We start from the raw sequence: 22,674 nt of genomic DNA, 5'->3' as shown, positions 1-22,674 counted from the left end.
TTTTTATTTATGATTAAATGAATGTTGTCACATGGTGATGTAGCTATGTTCTTGCAATCCTCTGCAAGCTCAAGACAGGTTATTGATAATGCTCCGTTTGAAGTAGGTATTACCTTCCTGCCTCATCCGGAAGATAAAGAACGACAAGGTGTTGTAATTGGTGGCGAAAGCCTTTGGATGGTTGATGGTAAAGGTTCCGCAGAATAGGATGCAGCATGGGATTTTATGAAATATCTATAAATTCCTGAAGTACAAGCGGAATGGCATGTTGGAACAGGATACTCTGCAATCAATCCAGATGCATATGAAGAAATGCCTCATTATAAAAGTATCAGTTGAACAGTTAAAGCAAAAACACGCTCTAACTCCTCTATTTAATAATTTAGTAAAGGAAGTGTTTCTATGTGTGAGACAAAGATTTACGGTCATCGTGGTTGTATGGGTACGTTTCCGGAAAACACATTGCTTGGATTTAGGAAAGCAATTGAGTTAGGTGTTGATGGACTTGAAATTGATGTACATCTGACAAAAGATGGTGAAATTGTTGTCATTCATGATGAAACATTGGATCGAACGACAGATGGATCTGGATTTGTTAAGGATTTAACTTTAGAAGAGGTTAAACAATTTAGCGCTGGCGTAAAATATACTCATTTTGAGAATTATGATGAAGCGGCTTGGACTATGGAACGTGTACCGACATTAAAAGAGGTGTTAGAGCTGCTTGGGCCATATCCAATTGATTTGAATATCGAATTAAAGACATACCGATTCCATTATGAGGGTATAGAAGAGAAGGTTCTTTCATTAGTAGAGCAGTATGGAAACCGATGTAATGTAGTTTACTCTTCTTTTCACTTGCCGACTTTATTACGTATTAAGAGTTATGATAAAGAAGCGAATATTGCATGGCTGTTAGATCAACCAATTACACATCCACTGGATTATATGGATATATTTGATTTGGAAGCATTGCATTTATCGAAAAGGATGACATTATCAGATCCGTTTGAGTGGAAAGGAATGCTTGATAAGCTACGTGTCTGGACAGTAAATGAAAAAGATGAATTGAAACAGTTATTAGATCTACGTGTAAATGCGATTATTACGGATTTTCCAGAAAAAGCCTTATTTTATCGAAGTGAAAGACTGACATTTTCGTAGAAATGTCTGTTACTAAATAGATAAAATAGGACATTTCGTCATACTGCCGTCTACTAGAATATGTGAGACTACAAAGTGCAATCAAGTAGAAATACCGACATTGGATGAAATTTTGCAAACCTTTGGTGCCGAATCAAACTACTACATTGAAACAAAAACTCCAGAACAATATCCCGATATGAAATGAATTAATTACGGTATTAAGGAAGCATAATCTTGTTGGAGAAGATGTATCAGAAGGCAAAATTAATATTTAATCGTTTAGTAAGGAAGGCTTATTAGAGGTAATGCAATTAGCACCATCGCTTCCACTGGTACAATTAGTAAGCTATAAAGAAAAGGCATATGTTCCGGAAAGCGAACTTAAGGATTTGAAAGAATATGCCGTTGGAATTGGAGTTAACTATACATCCTTAACGGAAGGGTTATGTTCAGAAGGTTAGAGATGCAGACTTGCTTATTAATCCATTTACGGTTAACGAAAAGGAAGATATGGAGCGGCTTATTAAATGGGCTGTGACAGGGAAGTTTACAGATTATCTCGATCGACTTAACGAAGTCTTGCAAGGTGACTAGGTAATTTAGGAATATAAAACTTACTAAAAACACCTTTGATTATGAATCCAATTTAAAGAATTAAAAGTGACCACAAGCATTTTATTCCTTATTATCAATACGTTAGCCTAGTAAGATATAAGTTGATAGTAGAAAAAGGTCGAAAATAAGAATCATTTCCCGGGAAATATCGACAAAATAGCAGGGCTAGAATATCCAGGATTTTTGTGAGATACGGCTAGTATCTCCGGTCAGCAATTAGTTGCTCCTCTCGGGGAGAGACAGCGCACGTAGGAATAGACCTCACATGGACTGGTAATCTCAGAGAGGTCTATTTTTTATGGTCGATGATCACTACAACAAGTGTTGCGACGGCAAAAAGTGCGCCGACCTCCATGAGAAAAAGCAACCATTGCATGTAATTATGATACCTTAACGTATCATAATTCAAAAAGAACGAACCTTCTATTTAAGCTGCATATTTGTTATATAATCCAATACGAAAAGAGGCTTTACCAAATGTCCAGCACTCCTCTCTTCAAACCTACTATACCCTTTTCACAGAAATAGCCTGAGAATAACTTGCCACTCTACACCCCTCTAAATCTTCTTCACGAAGCAGTCCCAGTTCAATTGCAGCTTTTACCTTCCCATCATCAGGCTTTTTCACAACTTGAATGAGGTCATGCATTTGTAATTCTTCTAGTCGCTCAACCGTATCCATCTCTTTAAACTTCTCTGTTTTTCGAATCTGTCGCAGAAGTCTGTAGTCACCTTCGATAAACTCTCCCTTTTTATTAGGTCCACTATATTTATCCATATGTGTATGGAAAGAGGCTTTCAATTGACTCATCTCTAATTCAATTTCTTTCTTTAGCTTGTTCAAATCATAATAACGGGCTAGCATATCCTCTGTTAACAGCAAATTCTCTATGTTCATTATACCCCTCCAAAAAATACTGTTTGTAGAGTTTATTGAAAGGATAGATGAATTATTACTTGTTTTGGTGGAGGTTTTATTTATCTGTTCTATAACTATAGTGGTATAGACATGTATACTTTTAAATAATATAATGACAATAATAGGGGATAAATTGGTAGGCATAATTGAGAAAATGTTATTTAGGTGAAAAGTTTAAGAAAGGAGCGTTCAAATTGCTGAAAAACTATTAAAGGCAAAAAGGAAGACCTTTACGGAACAGCAAGACATACGTGAAGAGGACGTTGTAATTGTTGTGTCTACATCAGGAAGGAATCCAGTTCCGATTGATTCTGTTTTAATTGCAAAAAAAAGGTGTATTTGTTATCGGGATATCATCACAAACATACGCTAATTATCAACTATATCGGCATGTGTCTGGTAAATTTTTGCATGAAGTGGTTAATTTAGCAATTGATAATCATGTGCCTTATGGAGATGCACTCCTAAATGGTGAAAGGTTGCAGTAAAGTTTGCACCAAGTTCAACGGTTATTGGAGCTCCTATTGTAAAAGGTGTTATTGGACAATCTGTATCAGCAAAGGAAGATAGAGGCGTTAATCCGCCAGTGCTTTTAAGTGGCAATGTTGATGGAGCAGATCAACATAATAAGACATTACTAGCAAAATATGATGGAACGATTCCATTAACGTAATGGTATGGACAACTATAATGTCAACTGCTTTTATTTATGCTTAATAATGATAGCGGTACCAATTATAGGAACAATTTAGGTAAGAAGTTAATACCGAAAAGATTTTTAACGAAATAGATATCGTTTCATCTAAAAATTATACATGAAATAGGAGGTAATTCTGATGATGAAATATCTGCAAAACCTTGGAAAATCGCTGATGCTGCCAGTAGCTGTATTACCTGCTGCTGCTATTCTAATGGGTATTGGCTATGCAATTGATTCAGATGGCTGGGGTTCTGAAAATGTGTTTGCTGCCTTTTTAATTAGTGGGGGAAGTGCAATTCTTGATTTTATTCCAATTTTATTTGCTGTAGGGGTAGCTATTGGGATGACGAGGGATAAAGATGGACCTGCTGCACTTAGTGGTTTAGTTGGTTATCTTGTTATTACGACCGTTCTTTCTTCTGAAAATGCTGCGAATCTGCTGCAAATTTCAAGTGACGCAGTAAACCCTGCGTTTGGTGCTATTCAGAACGTATTTATTGGTATTTTATCTGGAGGAATTGCAGCTGCCTTGTATAATCGTTTTAGCAATGTAAAGCTACCAGATGCCCTTGCATTCTTTAGTGGGAAAAGGCTTGTACCAATTCTTACTGCAGCAGCAATGCTTGCAGTCTCAGTAGTGATGCTGTTTGTTTGGCCTGTTCTTTATTCAGGGTTAGTATCATTTGGTACATTTATCAGTGATCTAGGGGCGTTAGGTGCAGGGTTATATGGATTCTTTAATCGTTTATTAATTCCGACAGGCTTGCATCATGCACTAAATAATGTATTCTGGTTTGATTTAGCAGGAATTAATGATATTGGAAACTTTTGGTCTGGAAATGGTGAAAAAGGTATAACAGGAATGTATCAAGCAGGGTTTTTCCCAATTATGATGTTCGGACTTCCTGCTGCCGCTCTTGCCATGTATCATACTGCTTTAACAAAAAGAAAAAAACAAGCTGCATCATTATTAATGGCTACAGCATTTGCTTCTTTCCTTACAGGTGTTACAGAGCCGATTGAGTTTGCTTTTATGTTTCTAGCACCTGCGCTGTATGTAGTTCATGCTGCATTAACGGGTATTTCACTGGCTGTTGCAGCTATGTTTGGGTGGACAGCAGGGTTTAGCTTTAGCGCGGGATTAATTGATTTTATCCTGAGCTTTCAGCTGCCATTAGCCAACCAGCCGTACATGCTGCTTATACAAGGACTAGTAATTGCCGTCATTTATTATTTCCTGTTTCGTTTCCTCATTGTTAAATTCAATATGAAAACTCCAGGACGTGAAGATGACGATGTGGAAGAAGTACTTATTGGAAATACTGTGAATTCATCAGAAACAGGTACAAGTACCACAGGGAAAGATAGATTTGCTATGATGGCTGAAAAAATTTATGATGGACTTGGTGGTGCTTCAAATATCCGATCCATTGATAATTGTGCAACCCGTCTTCGATTAGAAGTAAATGATATGGATGCTGTTGACCAAAATAAAATCAAAACAGCAGGCGTTCCAGGGGTAAATGTCGTAGGTAAACACAGTATTCAAGTTATTGTCGGTACACAAGTCCAATTTGTTGCTGATGAAGTGAAAAAATTACATGATGAAAAATAAATAAAGGGGCTAGTGTCGTTCATGGACACTAGCCTCTTTAATGTTAGGGTTATTAGTATGTCTCGTACAGTAAATTACTTGCTAACTTATAAACTAATACGGCACTGCTACAAAGTGCAGCACCGTATTACTCCCGTTTCATTTGCATTTTAAATATGTACTTATCGGAGCGATATGCTGATTTGACATATTCAATGGGTGTGTCTAGTTGATCCTTTAAATAAGTTGTTCGCTCCATGAGTAGAATAGGATCACCCTTCTTAATCTTTAAATTTTCAATCTCCTCTTTTGTCGCGAGCGCTGACTCAATCGTTTGTTGCCCGAATGCTATTTCTAATTGAAGTTCCTGCTCTAAGTAACGATAAAAGGAGTGCTCTATATCTGCATCTTGTATATTTCCAACTAGTTTTTTCGGTGTATAAATCGTTTCTAATGCCATTGGTTCATTGTTAGCTAAGCGGATGCGTTTCATCTCATAAACCGTATCGGAGAGGTTTATTTTTAGAATGGATGCGATTTTATCATTTGGGGAAATGCTATTCAAGCTTAATAATTTATTGGAGGGAGTGAGACCACGGCTTTTCATATCTTCACTAAAACTGGACAAACCAGATAAATCCTGTTCAATTTTCTTTTCTGCTATGAAAGTTCCTTTTCCTTTCTGCCGGTAGATAAGCCCTTCTGTTACAAGATTATTGATGGCTTGCCTTACAGTCATTCTGCTTATGTCATATTTCTCCGCATATTCACGTTCAGAAGGTAACAAATCTCCTGGCTGCAACTGTTTAGATTGAATTAAATTTCTAATTTCCCCTTCTAATTGAAAATAAATAGGTATTGGTGAATTTTTGTCAATCATTGGTAAGCCCCTTTTCCTAATAGATGATTAACTCTGAATTTGTCTAATTTCTTCATTTTAACAAATAGCTGATAGCTTGTATACATATACAAAAGTATAGACAACTATATAAATTTATTACAGAAATAGTTTCGTTTAGGATAGCTATTCAATGGAGTATTACTATTCTAAAATAAAGAAGAAGTAAAGAGTTTCATGAATAATAACTGATATCCAAATACAAAAGGCTAGTGTTCATCTGAACTGCTAGCCTTTTGATTAACTATATTTATGAATAGCTTCTAGTGTTTTATTGCGAGCATGCATTAATTTTTCATGGTTTAGCAATTTATAGGTTAATAAATCAAGTAAAAATAATCCTGGTAATTGAGAATTAATAAACCTCGTATCATCAATGTATTTATAGCTTGATATGAGAACAACCTCGTCTGCAAGCTCCGTTAAAGCTGTTTGCTCAAAATTGGTTACGACAATAACGGTAGTCTTATTGGCTTTTGCTATTTTAGCAGAGTCAATAACCGGTTTCGTTTTACCGGTATTAGAGAAACAAACGAGCAAATCATTTTCTTGAAGGAGGCTACTTTTCATTAATAAATCATGTGCATCCGTGACAGATTCCGAAGCGATCCCCATTCTGTATATTCTGCTGTTAAACTCATGAGCAACCAATCCGGAGTTGCCAATGCCACAAAACAGGATTTTATTCGTGTTTAAAATGAGATTTACAATTTTACTCGTTTGTTCTTCACTGAAAAACTGTTGAGTAGATTTGATTATTGTTTGGTAATAGTTGTAAACTGTTTCGAATGTTTCATCATTTTTCTTATTTTCTGTACTGCTTCCAATTAAGGAAAATTTCATTTGCTGGAATGTGTTGAAATCAATTTTTTTGCAAAACCTGGTTATACTAGCTGGAGATACTTGAATTTCTTCAGATAAGTCGATAATGGTTTTATCACGTATGGAAGCTTTATTGGCGAGTAAATATTTGGTTATTTTTTTATCATTATCGGTCAATGAAGAATTATATTTTTGAATCCTATTCTTAAAATTCACCGGATTCATCTCCTTTCTTAATTCTAATTAATTTTATCATACCACCAAATATTATATTGACATAGATGAAAGCGTTTGTTAATATTTTTATGAAAATAATTTTCTGGAGGTGTAGTATTTATGAAAAAGTTTTTCGGTAAAGCGCAGCAATTTGGAAAATCGTTTATGTTACCTATTGCTATACTACCTGCTGCAGGTCTTTTGTTAGGAATAGGGGGCGCTTTATCCAATCCAAATACAGTTAATGCGTATCCAATCTTGGACCAATTCCTGCTCCAAGCGATTTTTACGATAATGAGTTCCGCTGGTAATATTGTGTTTGCAAATTTACCAGTAATATTTGCAGTTGGGGTTGCCATTGGGCTAGCCAGATCAGATAAAGGTACAGCTGGCTTAGCTGCTTTAATTGGTTATTTAGTAATGAATGCAACGATAAATGCTATTTTAATTATTACAGATAGCCTTGCAGCAGATAGTCTTTCTGCAGTTGGACAAGGTGTTACGTTAGGAATTCAAACATTAGAATCTGGCGTTTTTGGTGGGATTATTGTTGGGATTATGGCAGGTTTACTGCATAACCGATTTAATAAAATTGAGTTGCCACAATTCTTAGGGTTCTTTGGAGGATCGCGGTTTGTACCAATTATAACTTCTTTTGCTGCGATCATACTCGGAACAGTTATGTATTATGTATGGCCAATGGTTCAAAATGTCATTTTTAACTTTGGTGATATCGTTAATGCAACCGGTTATATCGGTACATTTTTCTATGGATTCATCCTGCGTATGTTAGGACCATTTGGTTTGCATCACATTTTCTACCTACCTTTCTGGCAAACAGGCCTAGGGGGAGCTTTAGAAATTGGTGGGCAATTAATACAAGGAACACAAAATATATTCTTTGCACAGTTAGGTGATCCAACAACGACAAAATTCTTCGAAGGTACATCACGTTTTATGTCTGGACGATTTATTACGATGATGTTTGGTTTATTAGGTGCAGCTTATGCCATTTATCGTACTGCGAAGCCTGAGAATAAGAAGATTGTTGGAGGATTAATGTTATCTGCTGCGTTAACTTCCTTTTTAACTGGGATTACAGAGCCATTGGAATTCTCATTCTTGTTTATTGCTCCATTACTCTATGTCATGCATGCAATTTTTGATGGTTTGGCATTTATGCTAGCTCACATTTTCCAAATAACAATTGGGCAAACATTCTCTGGAGGATTTATTGACTTCATCTTATTTGGAGTATTACAAGGGCAGGCACTAACGAACTGGATGTACGTTATCCCAATCGGAATCATTTGGTTCTTCTTATATTTCTTTACATTCACATTCTTAATTAAGAAATTTAACTTTAAAACGCCTGGACGTGAAGATAAGAAAGCAGAAAATGATACTACTGTTCAAACAGCTCAAGGTTCTGGTGAAGAACGACCACTCGCAATTATCCAAGCATTAGGTGGAAGAGATAACCTGGTTGATGTTGATAATTGTGCAACAAGATTGCGTGTCACGGTTAAAGATGGGGAAATGGTAAATGAAGCTGCTTTACAACAAACAGGCAGTAAAGGTGTTATTGTTAAAGGTGAAGGAGTACAGGTAATTTACGGACCTCAGGTATCAGTTATAAAAAATGAAATTGAAGAAGAATTAGAGAAATAATAGGAGTTGAACGTTTTGAAATTACCAAACAATTTAATTGTATCGTGTCAAGCACTAGAAGATGAACCACTTCATTCATCCTTTATCATGAGCAAGATGGCGCTTGCTGCTGCTCAAGGTGGAGCAAAAGGAATTCGAGCTAATTCAAAAGAAGATATTATCGAGATAAAGAAAGAAGTCTCGCTTCCTATTATTGGAATTGTAAAGCGGGACTATCAGGGGTCAGATGTCTATATTACTGCAACAAGTAAAGAAGTAGACGAATTAATTGAAAGTGGCTGTGAAGTTATTGCGATGGACGCGACCATTAGTGAAAGACCAAAAGAGTCATTAGAAGAATTGGTTAACTATGCGAGAGAGCAGGCGCCGGATGTTGAATTAATGGCGGATATATCAACCATTGAGGAAGCAATTATTGCTGAAAAACTAGGCTTTGATTACATTGGAACAACATTGCATGGTTATACAAATCATACAAAGGGTAAGAAATTATATGATCAAGATTTTGCCTTTTTAAAAGAAGTATTGCAAGCAGTGGAAAAACCAGTAATTGCTGAAGGAAATATTATAACACCAGATATGTTGAAGAAATCCTTTGAATTGGGAGTATATGCTACCGTTGTGGGTGGGGCAATTACAAGACCGAAAGACATTACAAGTCGATTTGTTCATGAAATCAAAGATATGCTTTAATAGAAGATAGTGATTAACTAATATAGGAAGGAATTTAACTATGTTTAAAAAACTGTTTAAGCAAAAAAAGGAAGAAAATATAGTTGCACCATTAAATGGAAAAATCGTACCTATAGAAGAAGTTCCTGATCCTGTCTTTAACCAAAAAATGATGGGAGAAGGAATTGCAATTGTTCCGGAAGAAGGAATGGTTTATTCCCCTGTTAACGGTAAGATTGTTCAGCTTGCTGAGACAAAACATGCGATTGGAATTGTTACGGATGGTGGGGTTGAGATTCTTATCCATATCGGACTGGAGACAGTTGGGTTAAAAGGAGAAGGATTTGCATCAAAAGTAAATGTAGGGGAAGAAGTATCAGCTGGCCAGCTTTTAATGGAAGTAGATTTGGAATATATTGGTGAGCATGCATCGGACACAATCACACCAATCGTAATTACAAATAGTGCGGAAGGTAATAAAACGTATCGCTTTACATCTGAAAAAATAGCTAAAGCAAAAGAGACGGTTATCATTACAGCTGAAGATAAATAAATGTGTAGTAGAAATAGGTGGAGGGGAAGCGAATGATAGAAGGAACTTGGTCAATGTTTATTAAGAATGTGAAGATCTATTTGGAAGATAAGACGATTCCAAATAGTGGAATTTATATCGAAAATAACCGTGTTCAGTCTATTCATGAAGGTAATGATCTGCCGCATGACCTTGACCAAAACGCTCACATCATCGATGCAACTGGCCTAAACGCCATCCCAGGTTTCATCGATGGACATATTCATGGTGCAAATGGTGCGGACACGATGGATGCAACGGAAGAGGCACTGGATAAAATTGCATCGCTTTTACCAATGGAAGGAACGACGAGCTTTCTCGCAACGACGATTACACAATCACACGACAATATTTCTAAAGCCTTAGAAAATGCTGCCCATTATTCAAACAAACCAGGACAGGCAGAACTGGTTGGAGTCCATTTAGAAGGCCCTTTTGTGGAAAAAACAAAGGCAGGCGCGCAACCAAGAGAGTATATTATTAAACCGGACTTGCAGCAATTTAAGAAATGGCAAACGCAATCGGCTGGAAAAATCAAAACAGTTACGATGGCTCCAGAGCATGATGAGAATGGTCAATTTATTAACAGTCTAGCAGAATCTGGAGTTAATGTATCGGCAGGGCATACAGACTGTGGATTTGCTGGAATTGAGAAAGCAGTGGCACAAGGGGTGAGCCAGCTAACACATCTATGTAATGCAATGAATGGTATTCATCACCGTGATATTGGCGCGGTCGGTGCCGCATTTCAATTGAAGGAATTACGTGCAGAGCTAATCGCTGATGGAATTCATGTTGCTCCTGAAATGCTGCAATTGATTTATAATAATATGGGTAGTGAGCGGATTATTTTAATCACGGATGCGATGCGTGCTAAAGGACTACCAGATGGCGATTATGAGCTTGGCGGTCAACCTGTTAAAGTAGAAAATGGGAAAGCTGTATTAGAAGATGGAACACTAGCTGGGAGTATTTTGAAGATGCATGAAGGTGCGAAGCAAATGTTGAAGCTAAACGGTGTCTCTATTCGTGACATTGTTAAGATGGCTTCCGTTAACCCAGCAAAACAAATTGGCATTTACGACCGAAAAGGCAGCATTTCACTTGGGAAAGACGCCGATATTTTGTTGGTAGATGATGAACTTAATATAAAATTTACCATTTGCCGAGGGGAAATTTCATTCCAATAAACACTTTGTAAATAATTCGTGTTATTATCAAGGTGTATACAAAATTTGACAAGATTTGTAGAAGTTTTTCATTTGGAGGAGATTGGAAAGTGAACGTTATCAAAGTAAAAAACTACGATGAGATGAGCGAAAAAGCAACTGAACTTATCGTAAATCGTATCAATACCTTAGAGAATCCGGTTCTTGGTCTAGCAACTGGTTCAACACCAGAGGGTCTCTATCAACGAATTATAAAAAAATATGATCAAGGCGAAGTATCTTTTAAAAATGTAACTACTTTTAATTTAGATGAGTATGTCGGATTAGATAAAGATGATTCAAATAGCTATTATTATTTTATGAAGGAAAAGCTATTTCGTCATGTAGATATTGCAATGGATCATGTTCACGTTCCAAATGGTGTAGCTTCAGACTTGGAGAAAGAATGTGTAGAACATGAACGTGCAATTGAACAAGCAGGTGGAGTAGATGTTCAAGTATTGGGAATTGGTGGCAATGGCCATATTGGTTTTAATGAACCAGGAACTCCCTTCTCTAGTAAAACACATGTTGTTGACCTAGATCAGTCTACCATTCAGGCGAATGCACGATTCTTCAACTCCATTGATGAAGTGCCAACACAGGCGGTTTCAATGGGAATTGAAACAATCATGAACAGTAAAGAGATTCTTCTGCTTGTTTCAGGTGAAGCAAAAGCAGATGCAATGGCAAAATTGCTAAATGGCGAAGTGTCTGAAGACTTCCCAGCTTCTATTTTGAAACAGCATGATAACGTAACAGTTATTGTTGATGAAGCAGCATTGACTGTTGCAGAAGGTAAATAACTATTCCAACAAGCGCTCGTATTGAGCGCTTTTACTTTTTTACTAGCACCATCCAGGTTGGGAATGGCACCATTCCGTGCAACTAAGACACCATTCGTAAAACTAAGGCACCATCCCGTGCAGCTAAGACACCATTCGCAAAACTAAGGCACCATCCCGTGCAGCTAAGACACCATTCGCAAAACTAAGGCACCATCCCATGCAGCTAAGACACCATTCGCAAAACTAAGGCACCATCCCGTGCAGCTAAGACACCATTCGCAAAACTAAGGCACCATCCCGTGCAGTTAAGACACCATTCTCAAAACTAAGGCACCATCCCTCGCACCTAAGGCACCATCCCTCGCACCTAAGGCACCATCCAACCCCCAATAACTCCACCAACTAGCATCTGAACTCTCATTATAATTCGTGATTAAGATAGAAATAAACAGGGTACAGTAAGAAAAGAAAAATCAAGCTTGAAAAGAGGTGTTAATTCAAGCTCTTTCCTTATGCATGATTTAAATTCCCACCCACCTTATTAAATTATGTCAACAATAGTTATGCCAATTTGTCGCTTTCTTTTGATTGAATAACCAACCATAGTCGCTTACGATTAATAATGATGCAATTATGAAAGGAGAATATTAAATGGCTGAACAAAAAGGACTCCGTGCTAAAGTACAGCGCTTCGGGAGCTATTTAAGCGGTATGATTATGCCGAATATTGGTGCTTTTATTGCATGGGGAATAATTACAGCTTTATTTATACCGGATGGCTGGCTGCCAAATGAAGATTTGGCAACATTGGTTGATCCAATGCTTTATTATTTATTGCCACTTTTAATTGGTTTTACTGGTGGACGTATGGTTTATGATTTGCGTGGTGGAGTTGTCGGTGCTACTGCGACGATGGGGGTCATTGCTGGAGCAGATATTCCAATGTTCTTAGGTGCAATGGTTGTCGGTCCGTTAGCTGGTTATTTAATGAAGAAAATTGACCAGGTACTGCAGCATCGAGTTCGTCAAGGATTTGAGATGCTTTATAACAACTTCTCAGCAGGGATTCTTGCTGCGCTTTTAGCAATTGTAGCTTTACTTGGAATTGGACCAGTAGTAGGTGCATTGAACAAAGCCTTAGCTGCTGGAGTTGAAGTTATTATCAATGCTGGATTATTGCCACTGGCAAATATCATTATTGAACCAGCGAAAATACTATTTTTAAATAATGCAATCAATCATGGAATTTTAAGTCCAATTGGAGCGGATCAAGCCTCACAATTTGGGAAATCAATTCTATTCTTATTGGAAGCGAATCCAGGACCTGGTTTAGGTATCCTGCTTGCCTTTATGATCTTTGGAAAAGGTGCCTCAAAAAGCTCTGCTTCTGGTGCGGCAATTATTCAATTCTTTGGTGGGATTCATGAGATTTACTTCCCGTATGTGTTGATGAAGCCAGCATTAATTTTAGCAGCTATCGCTGGTGGGGTTAGTGGTGTGTTTACTTTCCAACTATTTGATGTAGGACTAAGAGCTCCTGCTTCACCAGGTAGTATTTTTGCCGTATTGGCGATGACAGCACAAGATAGCTACGTTGGAGTTATTCTCGGTGTGATTATTGCAGCTGCGGTTTCATTTGTTATTGCTGCTATCATTTTGAGAACAAGCAAAGACAGTGAGAAGGATCTTTCTGAAGCTACAAGCAAAATGGAAGCGATGAAAGGGAAGAAAAGTTCTGTTGCTGGATCATTGAATCAAACTGCAGAAGAGCAGGCTGAAGAAGCAGCTGATGAAAGCAAGCAGGCAGAAGATGTGGACAGAATTATTTTTGCTTGTGATGCTGGAATGGGCTCCAGTGCAATGGGTGCTTCCTTATTGAAAAATAAATTTAAAAAAGCAGATATTGATATTTTTGTGACGAATAAAGCGATTAATGATATTCCAGATGATGCAGATATCGTTGTTACGCATAAGGATTTAACGGATCGTGCAAAAGCGAAGGTTCCAGCAGCTGAACATATATCCGTAGAAAATTTCTTAAATAGTCCAAGATATGACGAGCTAGTAGAACGTCTAAAAAAGTAAGATAAGGTGGTGAATGGTTCTGAACATTTCTAGTCGTGAGCGTAAAATCTTTGAAATTCTATTGGGAAATCCTGATGGTATAACTGTAAAAGAAATTGCCAAGGAATTAGAAGTAAGTGCACGAACCATTCATCGTGATTTAAAAAATACAGAAGAAATTACGAATCTCTACAACTTAAAGTTAGAAAAAAAATCTGGTGTTGGCCTTCGGTTAGTTGGTATGGAGCAGGATCGGAAACAACTCCGTCAAGCATTAACGAATGTAACTGTTATTGACTTCACACCAGAAGAAAGACAATCGATTATTTTGGCTACCCTTCTTGAAATGAAGGAACCAATTAAGCTGTTCACCCTAAGCGCTGAATTAAAAGTAACAGAAGCAACGATAAGCCATGATCTTGATCAATTAGAGAAAGAAATAGCAGCCTATCGTCTTATTATAATTCGAAAAAGAGGGTATGGAGTTGAAATTGCAGGGGAAGAAGCAAATAAACGTGCTGCATTAAGTGATCTCATTTCAAAGCATATTGATCCATTCGAATTCGTGACATTGATCAAGGATAATATTCAAAAGAATGCACAGGATCAGTTTTCTGCAATATCCAATAGACTGTTGGGGTTAGTCAATCCAGAGCATTTAATTGTAATTCGACAAAGGGTAGAACAGGCCAGAGAAGAATTGCCATATGAATTAGCAGATAGTGCATTGATTGGCTTGGTCGTTCATTTAGCGTTAGCGATTGAGCGACTGCAAAAGGGTGATACGATCCAATTTGACCAAGCACAGCTAAAGCAAATGGAAGGTACAAAGGAATATCGCATTGCCGAAAAAATGATACGTGATTTAGAATCCCCCCTTGGAATGGACATCCCAGATGATGAAATTGGCTATATAACGATGCATTTAATGGGTGCTAAATTGCGCTTTGATTCGAATTATATTCATATGTATCCTGATGAGGACATCGTTTTTTTAGCAAATCAATTAATTCGCTCTGTTAGTTCGCATATCAATGTACCTTTGATGAACAATAAGCAGTTGCTAAATGATTTAGTAGCTCATTTGAAACCATCCATTTACCGGCTAAAGCAAGGGATGACAATAAAAAATCCAATGATTCAGGAAATCAAACAGGACTACGATGAGTTATTTCATATGATTGCAACAGCTGTTGAGGATACGTTTCCGAATATGGAATTTCCAGATGACGAAATTGGTTATCTTGTCCTTCATTTTGCAGCGGCATTGTTAAACAATGAAAAAGCAGTAGACTTACAAGCGTTAGTCATCTGTTCGAGTGGAATCGGTACTTCAAAGATGCTAGCAACAAAGCTGGTGCAACGTATACCAGAGATTAAGCATGTTGAAAATGCATCAATTTTTGACTTAAATAAATTGGATGTGGAAGCTTATCATGTTATTGTGTCCACGATTCCATTAAAAGAATTTGACCACGGTTATTTACTAATTTCTCCTATGCTTACTCAATCTGAGATTCATCAGGTGAAAAAGGAAATAAAGAAAAGAAAACTTACGGTTCGTTTGAATCGCAAGGAGCAACCAGTGTTCACAGATAGCAGTAATTTTATTGTTCGCATGGAAGCACTGCAAAACTATTCACGCACAACACTTAATCTGCTCGATTCCTTTCGAGTTTATGATGTCACAGATAATTTAACAATGGATTCGGTATTACGTTTAGCTTGTAAAACGTTAGCAGAAAAGAAAATCATACGAAATGAAGAAATTGTATTTAAAAAGCTGCAATTAAGGGAACAGATAAGTGGATTAGGAATTCCAGCTACGTCCATTGCCCTTTACCATACACGATCCAATGCAATTCATAAGCCGACGTTTTCTATTTATAAATTAACCTACCCACTCACTATCCGCGGGATGGATGGCAACCAAATGAAAATGGATACGGTAATCGTCATGCTGGCACCAGAAATAATACATCAGGAAGTACTAGAGATTTTAAGCTTTTTAAGCAGTTTGATTATCCAGGATCAGACAAGTATTTCCTTGTATGAATCTGGAGACGAAACAAGGATAAAACAGTATCTTTCCGAACAGCTAGAGCAGTTTTTACATGAAAAAGATTTAATTTAAGGAGTGAGTTTTATCATGGCAAAAGAAATTTTAAGCAAAGATAACATTCAATTAGACACAAAATTAGCTAACAAAGAGGAAGCAATCCGTTTCACAGGTAAGATCCTCGTTGATAATGGGTATGTTGAACCTGCATATGTGGAAAAAATGCTTGAACGTGAAGAGCTGACTTCAACATTTATGGGAAATAGTGTTGCTATTCCACATGGTACAGAGGATGCAAAGGAATTAGTTAAAGAAACAGGGATTTCAGTTGTTATTGTACCAGATGGTGTAGATTTTGGTGACGGAAACACGGTGAAAATCTTGATTGGTATTGCTGGTAAAGGTGATGACCATTTGGAGGTCCTATCAAAAATTGCGATTGTACTTTCTGAGGAAGAAAATATCCAAACAATCGTTAATGCAACGACAGAAGAGGAAATCATAAGCATTTTTGATGAGGTGAATTAAATGCTGGCAGTACATTTTGGAGCTGGAAACATTGGCAGGGGCTTTATTGGCGCCCTGCTTTATCAAGCGGATTATCATACAACGTTTGTCGATGTTAATGAGGGCATTATTAATGAAATAAACGAGAAACAGCAATACAATGTCGTTTTAGCTGCTGAAGAAAGTGAAACGCTAACAGTAAAAAATGTTTCCGGAATTAATAGCATTACAGATCCAGGTAAAGTAATTGAAGCAATTGGAAAAGCAGACCTCATTACAACTGCAGTTGGCCCTAACATTCTAGCCATCATTGCCAAGTTAATTGCAGAAGGTTTGCAAAAACGAATCAAGACAAATGATAAATCCTTAAATATCATCGCTTGTGAAAATATGGTCGGCGGGAGTGCTCTGCTTAAAGAACATATTTACAAACAAGTAACAGCAGATGAACAACAACAGTTTGATAAAGTGTTTGGATTTCCAAATGCAGCAGTAGACCGGATTGTCCCTAACCAAGTAAATGAAGACCCATTATTAGTCTCTGTTGAACCATACTATGAATGGGTTGTTGAAAAACCAGCATTTAAAGGTGAGGTACCTGCAATTGATGGTGTCACATATGTCGAGGATCTAACGCCATACATTGAACGGAAATTATTTACGGTAAACACTGGACATGTCGTGCCTGCCTATATTGGTCGTTCCTTAGGATACGCAACCATCAATGAAGCAATGCATGATGAAAAAGTACAGGAAATCATTAGGGGTGCTTTAAATGAGTCTGGTGAAGCGCTGATTCAAACCTATCATTTTGACCGCACCGAACATCAAAACTATATCGATACAATTATCGGTCGCTTTATGAATCCATATATATCAGACGAAGTAACACGAGTTGGACGTGGCCCAATTCGCAAGCTAGGACCACGTGATCGGATCATTCGTCCAGCAAGCTTGTATATGGATGTAACAGACAAGGTACCAACCTATCTCGTCCAGGTAATTGTAGCTGCATTACAATACAAAAATGAACAAGATGAAGAAGCAGTGAAATTACAGCAAATGATCGCTGAGCAAGGCTATGAAAAAACGCTACAAACTGTTTCGGAACTGGATACCCACCCGTTGATTGCAGCAGTGATGAAGGAATTATAAGCTTAAGAGACACGTGGGTGCACGTGTCTCTTTTCTACTCCCCTCGCCAAGACTACTTTTATTAAAAATAAGACGCCATCCCTCGCAGCTAAGACACCATTCTCAAAAATAAGACACTATCCCTCGCAGCTAAGACACCATTCTCAAAAATAAGACACTATCCCTCGCAGCTAAGGCACCATTTTCAAAAATAAGACGCCATCCTCCGTAACTAAGACACCATTATTAAAAATAAGACGCCATCCCTCGTATCTAAGACACCATTCTCAAAAATAAGACGCCATCCTCCGTAACTAAGACACCATTATTAAAAATAAGACGCCATCCCTCGCAGCTAAGACACATCCGTAGAAAACAGCACCACCCGTCGCTAACATATTTTGATTTTAAATTAGAACACCTATTTAATTTTTGCTATACTAATGAACATAAAGGATTAGAACAGGAGAAGTTGACATGGCAACCACATTACTAGCTAGAATTAACGAACGGCTTCACCAATTTTCCAAAACGGAGAAGAAAATTTCTACGTACATATTAAATCACGCAGAGCTAATTCCAAACATGACAACGAAGGAATTGGCGAATAAGGCAGATGTAAGTGAAGCAAGTGTTATTCGCTTTGCGAAAACAATTGGAATAGGAAGCTTTAAGACATTTAAAATTTCCTTAGCACAGGAATTAGCTGTAAAGGATGGATATATCACTGACTTTTCAATTTTGCAGAAAAAAGATTCCCCATACGAAATGTTCCAGAAAGTTGTCCATGTGAACAAGAATGCGATTGAGCTGATAATGGAATCCTTAGATAAAAAAGAGCTAGAAGATGCAGTCAACGTATTAAAAAATGCGCGAAAAATTATTTTTTATGGTGTCGGAGGATCGTCGATTGCTGCGATGGATGCATTATACAAATTTACGAAGCTCGGATTTCAAGTGGAGTTTAATTTAGACTTTCATTACATGCTATCAAAGGTGCCGCATTTTAATAGTGAAGATGTCTTTGTTGCGATTAGTATGTCAGGAAGGACGAAAGATGTTCTGGACCTAGCACGATTGTCGCAAAAAAAAGGAGCCAAGGTGATAGCAATTACAAATATAAACAAGTCACCACTGTATAAAGAAGCAGATATTCGATTAGCTACACCAAATGTAGAGCAGGACTTTCGGATTGGCAGCATTACATCAAGAATGACCCAGCTGACAATTATAGATAGTTTATACATCAGTATTTTTAATAGCATTGGTGAGAATGTGCTGGACGAATATCAAGAAGCGAGAGATCATGTCGTGAAATTAAGAAGATAGCTTCTTTTTTTACCTAATATGAAATTTAATTTCATATTATTTATAATTTATATTGACTTTTAATTTCATAAATAGGTAAAATAGAGGTGTAAGAAAGTAGAGGAGGCTGAAATTATGCTTGAAAAATTAACAACCGAAGCGCGAAATCAACACACGATGCATTTAGATGAAATGAGTACGATGGATATTTTGCGCACGATGAATAAAGAAGATCAACAGGTTTTAACAGCGATTAAGGAACAACTTCCACAAATTGAGAAAGCTACGCAATATGCAATAGAATCATTTAAGAAAAACGGAAGACTTATCTATGTTGGAGCTGGTACAAGTGGTAGATTAGGAATTTTAGATGCTGTAGAATGTGTTCCTACATTTGGTACGTCTCCAGAGATGGTGCAAGGAATTATTGCGGGTGGAATGAAAGCGCTCTATGAGGCTGCCGAGGGAGCAGAAGATGATCCAGAGCTTGGAGCAAACGATTTAAAGAGCATTCAGCTGTCCGAAAATGATACGGTAATTGGAATTGCTGCAAGCGGTCGTACTCCTTATGTTATCGGAGCATTACAATATGCGAATTCGAAAAAAGCGAGTACAGTAAGTATATACTGTAATAAAGACGCAGTAATGAGTCAATACGCTTCGGTGGCGATTGAACTTCTAACAGGATCTGAGGTACTAACTGGTTCTACTAGATTAAAGGCTGGAACTTCTCAGAAAATGGTCTTGAATATGATTTCAACAGCATCGATGGTGGGAATTGGTAAAGTATATCAAAACTTTATGGTAGATTTAAAGCCGACGAATGAGAAATTAGAAGAAAGGTCCAAACGAAATATTATGGAAGTTACTGGTGTTGATTATGAAACTGCAGCCTCTTATTTTGAGAAATCGAAGCATCAGGTGAAGATAGCAATCGTTATGATTTTATTGCAATGCTCCTATGAAGATGCTATTAACAAGCTTAAGAGCTCTGACGGGTTTGTTCGACGCGCATTAGCTAAATAGAAAGGGAGGGGTCAATCATGAAGAAAGAACAAAAAATGGCCACGGATATTTTAGAACATGTTGGTGGAAAGGACAATATTCAGCGAGTCGCTCATTGTATGACAAGGTTACGTTTGTCATTAAAGGACGATTCCAAAGTGAATATGACTGACTTAAAGCGTGTAGATGGTGTGATGGGCGTTGTTGAGGATGAAACGTTACAGGTCGTTATTGGACCTGGAACCGTAAATAAAGTTGCAACGGAGATGAGTCAACTAACCGGATACGGTATCGGAGAAGATGCAACATCAGATGATTTAACATTTGAAGAAAAAGCAGCGCTTGATAAACAAACACTCAAAGCGAAGAATCGAACACCATTTAAAAACTTTTTACGTAAGCTCGGGAATATTTTTATTCCACTTATTCCAGGTTTGGTTGCTTCAGGGATCATTAATGGAGCAGCTAACTTTGCAGTAAACGCAGGTGTAGATAGGGAACAGACATGGATGCAAATTTTACTCTTGCTTGGAAGCGTTGTCTTTGCTTCGTTAGGAATATTAGTTGGTTGGAATACAGCAAAGGAATTTGGTGGAACGCCTGTATTGGGCGCAATTGCAGGTATGTTCCTATTTAGTCCGCTTCTCGCAGATATTACGATTTATGGTGAAGCGTTAACCCCTGGCAGAGGCGGCTTATTCGGTGTTATTTTTGCAGCTTGGTTAATGACATTTATTGAGAAAAACGTTCGTAAAGTAATGTGGGATGCAGTAGATATTATTTTTACCCCTCTAATCACATTACTCGTTGTCGGATTTGCATCCTTATACGCTGTTATGCCAGTAGCTGGTATCCTGTCAGACGGTATTACGATGGGACTTACTGCTTTAATTGATACAGGTGGAGCGATAGCAGGAGCAGTTCTAGCTGGATTTTTCCTACCATTAGTTATGGTTGGTTTACACCACGGTTTAACACCGATTCACCTTGAGTTAATTAATGTATATAATGAGACTGCCTTGTTAACAATCTTAGCAATGGGTGGAGCTGGACAAGTTGGTGCAGCGATTGCGATTTTTGTAAAAACAAAGAATACGCGTCTGCGAAATATTATCAAAGGGAGTGCTCCAGTAGGGTTTCTGGGAATTGGCGAACCGTTAATGTATGGAGTAACATTACCACTAGGAAGACCGTTTTTAACAGCTTGTCTGGGAGCTTCCGTTGGTGGAGCATTCCAAGCAGTTATGAGTACAGCATCATCAGGAATTGGCGTTTCTGGTTTATCTCTAATTCCACTCATAACAAATGGACAATATTTAAGTTATTTTCTTGGACTCGTCATTTCGTATGCGTTTGGATTCCTATTTACGTATGCATTTGGCTTTAAGGAAAGCATGGCAGATGGAATTTAATAGATATTAAGAATAGGAGGTTGCTTTAACCTCCTATCTTTGCTTACATCATCAGGAAACAATAAAATTTGAATGCTGTGGATAACGTGGTTACCTAAACAGCCACGTCCAGCTCCAGCGCCCAACGACTAGCGAGACTTCCCTCACCTCCGTACGATAAGTCAACATCGGCTCCCTGCGGTCGCCGTGTTTCCTTTATCTCCTCCGGATCAGTCCAGTCCGTACGTCGTTACCCGGGCGCTTGCGCTTTTGTACATCATAATTAAATGGAGGGAATCAGTGTGTTAGGAATTTCTGTTTATCTAGGGAATGGGTCAATTGAACAACAGACTCCCTATATTCGTAAGATGAAGGAAAGCGGATTTCAGTCGATTTTTACATCGCTCCATATTCCTGAGGACGATCACTCGATCTATAAGGATCAGCTTCAGGCACTTGGAAAAGTAGCTACTGAGTTAGATATGGAATTGATGGCAGATATTTCACCGAATTCATTACAGGCATTAGGATTTAATTGGGAAAATGCTGATGAATTACTGAGTTGGGGGCTTTCAGGCCTTCGAATCGATTATGGTGTGGACGAGCAAACGATTATTGATTTGTCTCACAAAATGCGAATCGCATTAAATGCAAGCACCATTACAGCGGATTCGTTAAACGATATGAAAGCAAAAGGGCTCAATGCTGAGGCAGTTGAAGCTTGGCATAATTATTACCCACGACCAGAAACCGGACTTGGGCTAAGTGATTTTATCCAAAAAAATAGGCTATTAAAATCAGCAGGGATAACTGTAATGGCATTCATTCCTGGGGACAAGCGATTAAGGGGACCGTTATATGAAAAATTGCCAACCTTGGAACAGCATCGCAAGCTTTCCCCGTTTGCTGCTTTTTTGGAATTAGAAAAACTGGCTGAGCTAGATAAAATTGTAGTTGGTGATGTTGAAATAAGTGATGCTTCACTGGAACAATTTCGTGTCTACAAGCAAAATGAAATAGTAGTACGGGCTACCCCTAATAAACTGACAGATATTGAAATACTTAATAAATCAGCGAGTCCGTTCACCAATCGAGCAGATAATGCGAGAGACTGTATTCGTGCAGTTGAATCGAGAGGCTATGCACAATTTGGAGAATCAGTTGTTCAACCCCGCAACTGTGTCGAGCGGTTGATTGGATCCGTTACGATCGATAATGAAAAATATATGCGCTATCAGGGAGAAATTCAAATCACATTAGCCGATTTACCAGCTGATGAAAAAGTAAATGTGCTTGGAAAAGTCATTGACGATGATTTACCATTGCTTCCATGGATTAAGGGCAACCAGAAGTTTAGAATCAAATGGGTGTAATCACGCTATCCAT

Annotated in this window: 21 protein-coding genes and 1 pseudogene; 19 read left to right on the top strand and 3 right to left on the bottom strand. The window is 37.8% G+C overall.

Annotated features, from left to right (window positions below):
• Positions 1-33 precede the first annotated feature (33 nt).
• The 4 genes and pseudogenes from F1560_RS13155 to F1560_RS22585 form a co-directional block, all read left to right on the top strand.
• A pseudogene (locus F1560_RS13155) lies at positions 34-312 on the top strand (extracellular solute-binding protein); the annotation flags it as partial.
• A gap of 90 nt (positions 313-402) precedes the next feature.
• Positions 403-1,164: a glycerophosphodiester phosphodiesterase gene (locus F1560_RS13150; protein WP_149475086.1), complete on the top strand. Its 762-nt coding sequence runs from the start codon at positions 403-405 to the stop codon at positions 1,162-1,164.
• Between the two features lie 287 nt (positions 1,165-1,451).
• Positions 1,452-1,607: a hypothetical protein gene (locus F1560_RS22160; RefSeq protein ID WP_187773730.1), complete on the top strand. Its 156-nt coding sequence runs from the start codon at positions 1,452-1,454 to the stop codon at positions 1,605-1,607.
• Between the two features lie 10 nt (positions 1,608-1,617).
• Positions 1,618-1,740, top strand: coding sequence for a hypothetical protein (locus tag F1560_RS22585; protein ID WP_275955842.1), 123 nt, complete (start codon positions 1,618-1,620; stop codon positions 1,738-1,740).
• A gap of 526 nt (positions 1,741-2,266) precedes the next feature.
• Here the strand turns inward: F1560_RS22585 and F1560_RS13145 are convergent.
• Positions 2,267-2,659 carry a hypothetical protein gene (locus F1560_RS13145; protein WP_149475085.1) on the bottom strand — a complete coding sequence of 131 codons (393 nt, stop codon included), beginning with the start codon at positions 2,657-2,659 and terminating at the stop codon, positions 2,267-2,269.
• Between the two features lie 214 nt (positions 2,660-2,873).
• On the opposite strand from F1560_RS13145, the gene F1560_RS22760 reads away from it, so the two are divergent.
• Entirely contained in the window at positions 2,874-3,053 is a 180-nt protein-coding gene (locus F1560_RS22760) for an SIS domain-containing protein (RefSeq protein WP_149475336.1), read from the top strand.
• A gap of 463 nt (positions 3,054-3,516) precedes the next feature.
• Positions 3,517-4,995 (top strand): N-acetylglucosamine-specific PTS transporter subunit IIBC, encoded by a 1,479-nt coding sequence (gene nagE / locus F1560_RS13135; protein ID WP_149475084.1) that lies wholly within the window; start codon positions 3,517-3,519, stop codon positions 4,993-4,995.
• Between the two features lie 127 nt (positions 4,996-5,122).
• On the opposite strand, the gene F1560_RS13130 is transcribed toward nagE, so the two are convergent.
• Together F1560_RS13130 and F1560_RS13125 are read right to left on the bottom strand one after the other, a co-directional pair.
• The gene (locus F1560_RS13130) at positions 5,123-5,854 is read right to left on the bottom strand and encodes a GntR family transcriptional regulator (protein WP_149475083.1); all 732 of its coding nucleotides are present in this window, start codon (positions 5,852-5,854) and stop codon (positions 5,123-5,125) included.
• Between the two features lie 258 nt (positions 5,855-6,112).
• A complete protein-coding gene (locus F1560_RS13125; RefSeq protein WP_187773729.1) occupies positions 6,113-6,910 on the bottom strand; it encodes a MurR/RpiR family transcriptional regulator in 798 nt (265 codons plus the stop codon).
• Between the two features lie 120 nt (positions 6,911-7,030).
• Between F1560_RS13125 and ptsG the strand changes: the two genes are divergently transcribed.
• The 13 genes from ptsG (at position 7,031) to F1560_RS13060 (ending at position 22,661) form a co-directional block, all read left to right on the top strand.
• A complete protein-coding gene (gene ptsG / locus F1560_RS13120) occupies positions 7,031-8,581 on the top strand; it encodes a glucose-specific PTS transporter subunit IIBC (protein WP_149475081.1) in 1,551 nt (516 codons plus the stop codon).
• A 15-nt stretch (positions 8,582-8,596) separates the two neighbouring features.
• Positions 8,597-9,274: an N-acetylmannosamine-6-phosphate 2-epimerase gene (locus F1560_RS13115; RefSeq protein ID WP_149475080.1), complete on the top strand. Its 678-nt coding sequence runs from the start codon at positions 8,597-8,599 to the stop codon at positions 9,272-9,274.
• Between the two features lie 40 nt (positions 9,275-9,314).
• Positions 9,315-9,806 (top strand): PTS sugar transporter subunit IIA, encoded by a 492-nt coding sequence (locus F1560_RS13110; protein WP_149475079.1) that lies wholly within the window; start codon positions 9,315-9,317, stop codon positions 9,804-9,806.
• A gap of 32 nt (positions 9,807-9,838) precedes the next feature.
• On the top strand, positions 9,839-11,014 hold the full coding sequence (gene nagA / locus F1560_RS13105; protein WP_149475078.1) for an N-acetylglucosamine-6-phosphate deacetylase: 1,176 nt from the start codon (positions 9,839-9,841) through the stop codon (positions 11,012-11,014).
• A gap of 89 nt (positions 11,015-11,103) precedes the next feature.
• Entirely contained in the window at positions 11,104-11,838 is a 735-nt protein-coding gene (gene nagB / locus F1560_RS13100; protein ID WP_149475077.1) for a glucosamine-6-phosphate deaminase, read from the top strand.
• Positions 11,839-12,471: 633 nt separating this feature from the next.
• Positions 12,472-13,905 carry a PTS mannitol transporter subunit IIBC gene (locus F1560_RS13095; RefSeq protein ID WP_149475076.1) on the top strand — a complete coding sequence of 478 codons (1,434 nt, stop codon included), beginning with the start codon at positions 12,472-12,474 and terminating at the stop codon, positions 13,903-13,905.
• A 13-nt stretch (positions 13,906-13,918) separates the two neighbouring features.
• Positions 13,919-16,018, top strand: a complete 2,100-nt coding sequence (locus F1560_RS13090) for a BglG family transcription antiterminator (protein ID WP_245347569.1) — start codon at positions 13,919-13,921, stop codon at positions 16,016-16,018.
• A gap of 15 nt (positions 16,019-16,033) precedes the next feature.
• Entirely contained in the window at positions 16,034-16,471 is a 438-nt protein-coding gene (locus tag F1560_RS13085) for a PTS mannitol transporter subunit IIA (RefSeq protein ID WP_149475075.1), read from the top strand.
• On the top strand, positions 16,472-17,605 hold the full coding sequence (locus tag F1560_RS13080) for a mannitol-1-phosphate 5-dehydrogenase (RefSeq protein ID WP_149475074.1): 1,134 nt from the start codon (positions 16,472-16,474) through the stop codon (positions 17,603-17,605).
• Between the two features lie 456 nt (positions 17,606-18,061).
• A complete protein-coding gene (locus F1560_RS13075) occupies positions 18,062-18,913 on the top strand; it encodes a MurR/RpiR family transcriptional regulator (RefSeq protein WP_149475073.1) in 852 nt (283 codons plus the stop codon).
• Between the two features lie 114 nt (positions 18,914-19,027).
• A complete protein-coding gene (gene murQ / locus F1560_RS13070) occupies positions 19,028-19,918 on the top strand; it encodes an N-acetylmuramic acid 6-phosphate etherase (RefSeq protein ID WP_149475072.1) in 891 nt (296 codons plus the stop codon).
• Between the two features lie 17 nt (positions 19,919-19,935).
• A complete protein-coding gene (locus F1560_RS13065) occupies positions 19,936-21,309 on the top strand; it encodes a PTS transporter subunit EIIC (protein ID WP_149475071.1) in 1,374 nt (457 codons plus the stop codon).
• Between the two features lie 281 nt (positions 21,310-21,590).
• On the top strand, positions 21,591-22,661 hold the full coding sequence (locus F1560_RS13060) for a DUF871 domain-containing protein (RefSeq protein ID WP_149475070.1): 1,071 nt from the start codon (positions 21,591-21,593) through the stop codon (positions 22,659-22,661).
• The last annotated feature ends 13 nt before the right edge of the window (positions 22,662-22,674 follow it).

This window comes from Oceanobacillus polygoni, from assembly GCF_008304605.1.
GTDB classification, from domain to species: Bacteria; Bacillota; Bacilli; order Bacillales; family Amphibacillaceae; genus Oceanobacillus; species Oceanobacillus polygoni.
The sequence above is the reverse complement of the archived record's forward strand: the minus strand, read 5'-3'. Positions and strand labels throughout refer to the sequence as shown.

Bases quoted from the DNA above. Each gene is read 5' to 3' on its own strand.
- murQ (WP_149475072.1), top strand. From the start codon at position 19,028: ATGCTTGAAAAATTAACAACCGAAGCGCGAAATCAACACACGATGCAT.
- F1560_RS13145 (WP_149475085.1), bottom strand. From the start codon at position 2,659: ATGAACATAGAGAATTTGCTGTTAACAGAGGATATGCTAGCCCGTTAT.
- F1560_RS22160 (WP_187773730.1), top strand. From the start codon at position 1,452: ATGCAATTAGCACCATCGCTTCCACTGGTACAATTAGTAAGCTATAAA.
- F1560_RS13110 (WP_149475079.1), top strand. From the start codon at position 9,315: ATGTTTAAAAAACTGTTTAAGCAAAAAAAGGAAGAAAATATAGTTGCA.
- F1560_RS13130 (WP_149475083.1), bottom strand. From the start codon at position 5,854: ATGATTGACAAAAATTCACCAATACCTATTTATTTTCAATTAGAAGGG.
- F1560_RS13085 (WP_149475075.1), top strand. From the start codon at position 16,034: ATGGCAAAAGAAATTTTAAGCAAAGATAACATTCAATTAGACACAAAA.
- nagA (WP_149475078.1), top strand. From the start codon at position 9,839: ATGATAGAAGGAACTTGGTCAATGTTTATTAAGAATGTGAAGATCTAT.
- ptsG (WP_149475081.1), top strand. From the start codon at position 7,031: ATGAAAAAGTTTTTCGGTAAAGCGCAGCAATTTGGAAAATCGTTTATG.
- F1560_RS13065 (WP_149475071.1), top strand. From the start codon at position 19,936: ATGAAGAAAGAACAAAAAATGGCCACGGATATTTTAGAACATGTTGGT.
- F1560_RS13090 (WP_245347569.1), top strand. From the start codon at position 13,919: ATGGTTCTGAACATTTCTAGTCGTGAGCGTAAAATCTTTGAAATTCTA.
- F1560_RS13150 (WP_149475086.1), top strand. From the start codon at position 403: ATGTGTGAGACAAAGATTTACGGTCATCGTGGTTGTATGGGTACGTTT.
- F1560_RS13095 (WP_149475076.1), top strand. From the start codon at position 12,472: ATGGCTGAACAAAAAGGACTCCGTGCTAAAGTACAGCGCTTCGGGAGC.
- F1560_RS13075 (WP_149475073.1), top strand. From the start codon at position 18,062: ATGGCAACCACATTACTAGCTAGAATTAACGAACGGCTTCACCAATTT.
- nagE (WP_149475084.1), top strand. From the start codon at position 3,517: ATGATGAAATATCTGCAAAACCTTGGAAAATCGCTGATGCTGCCAGTA.
- F1560_RS13080 (WP_149475074.1), top strand. From the start codon at position 16,472: ATGCTGGCAGTACATTTTGGAGCTGGAAACATTGGCAGGGGCTTTATT.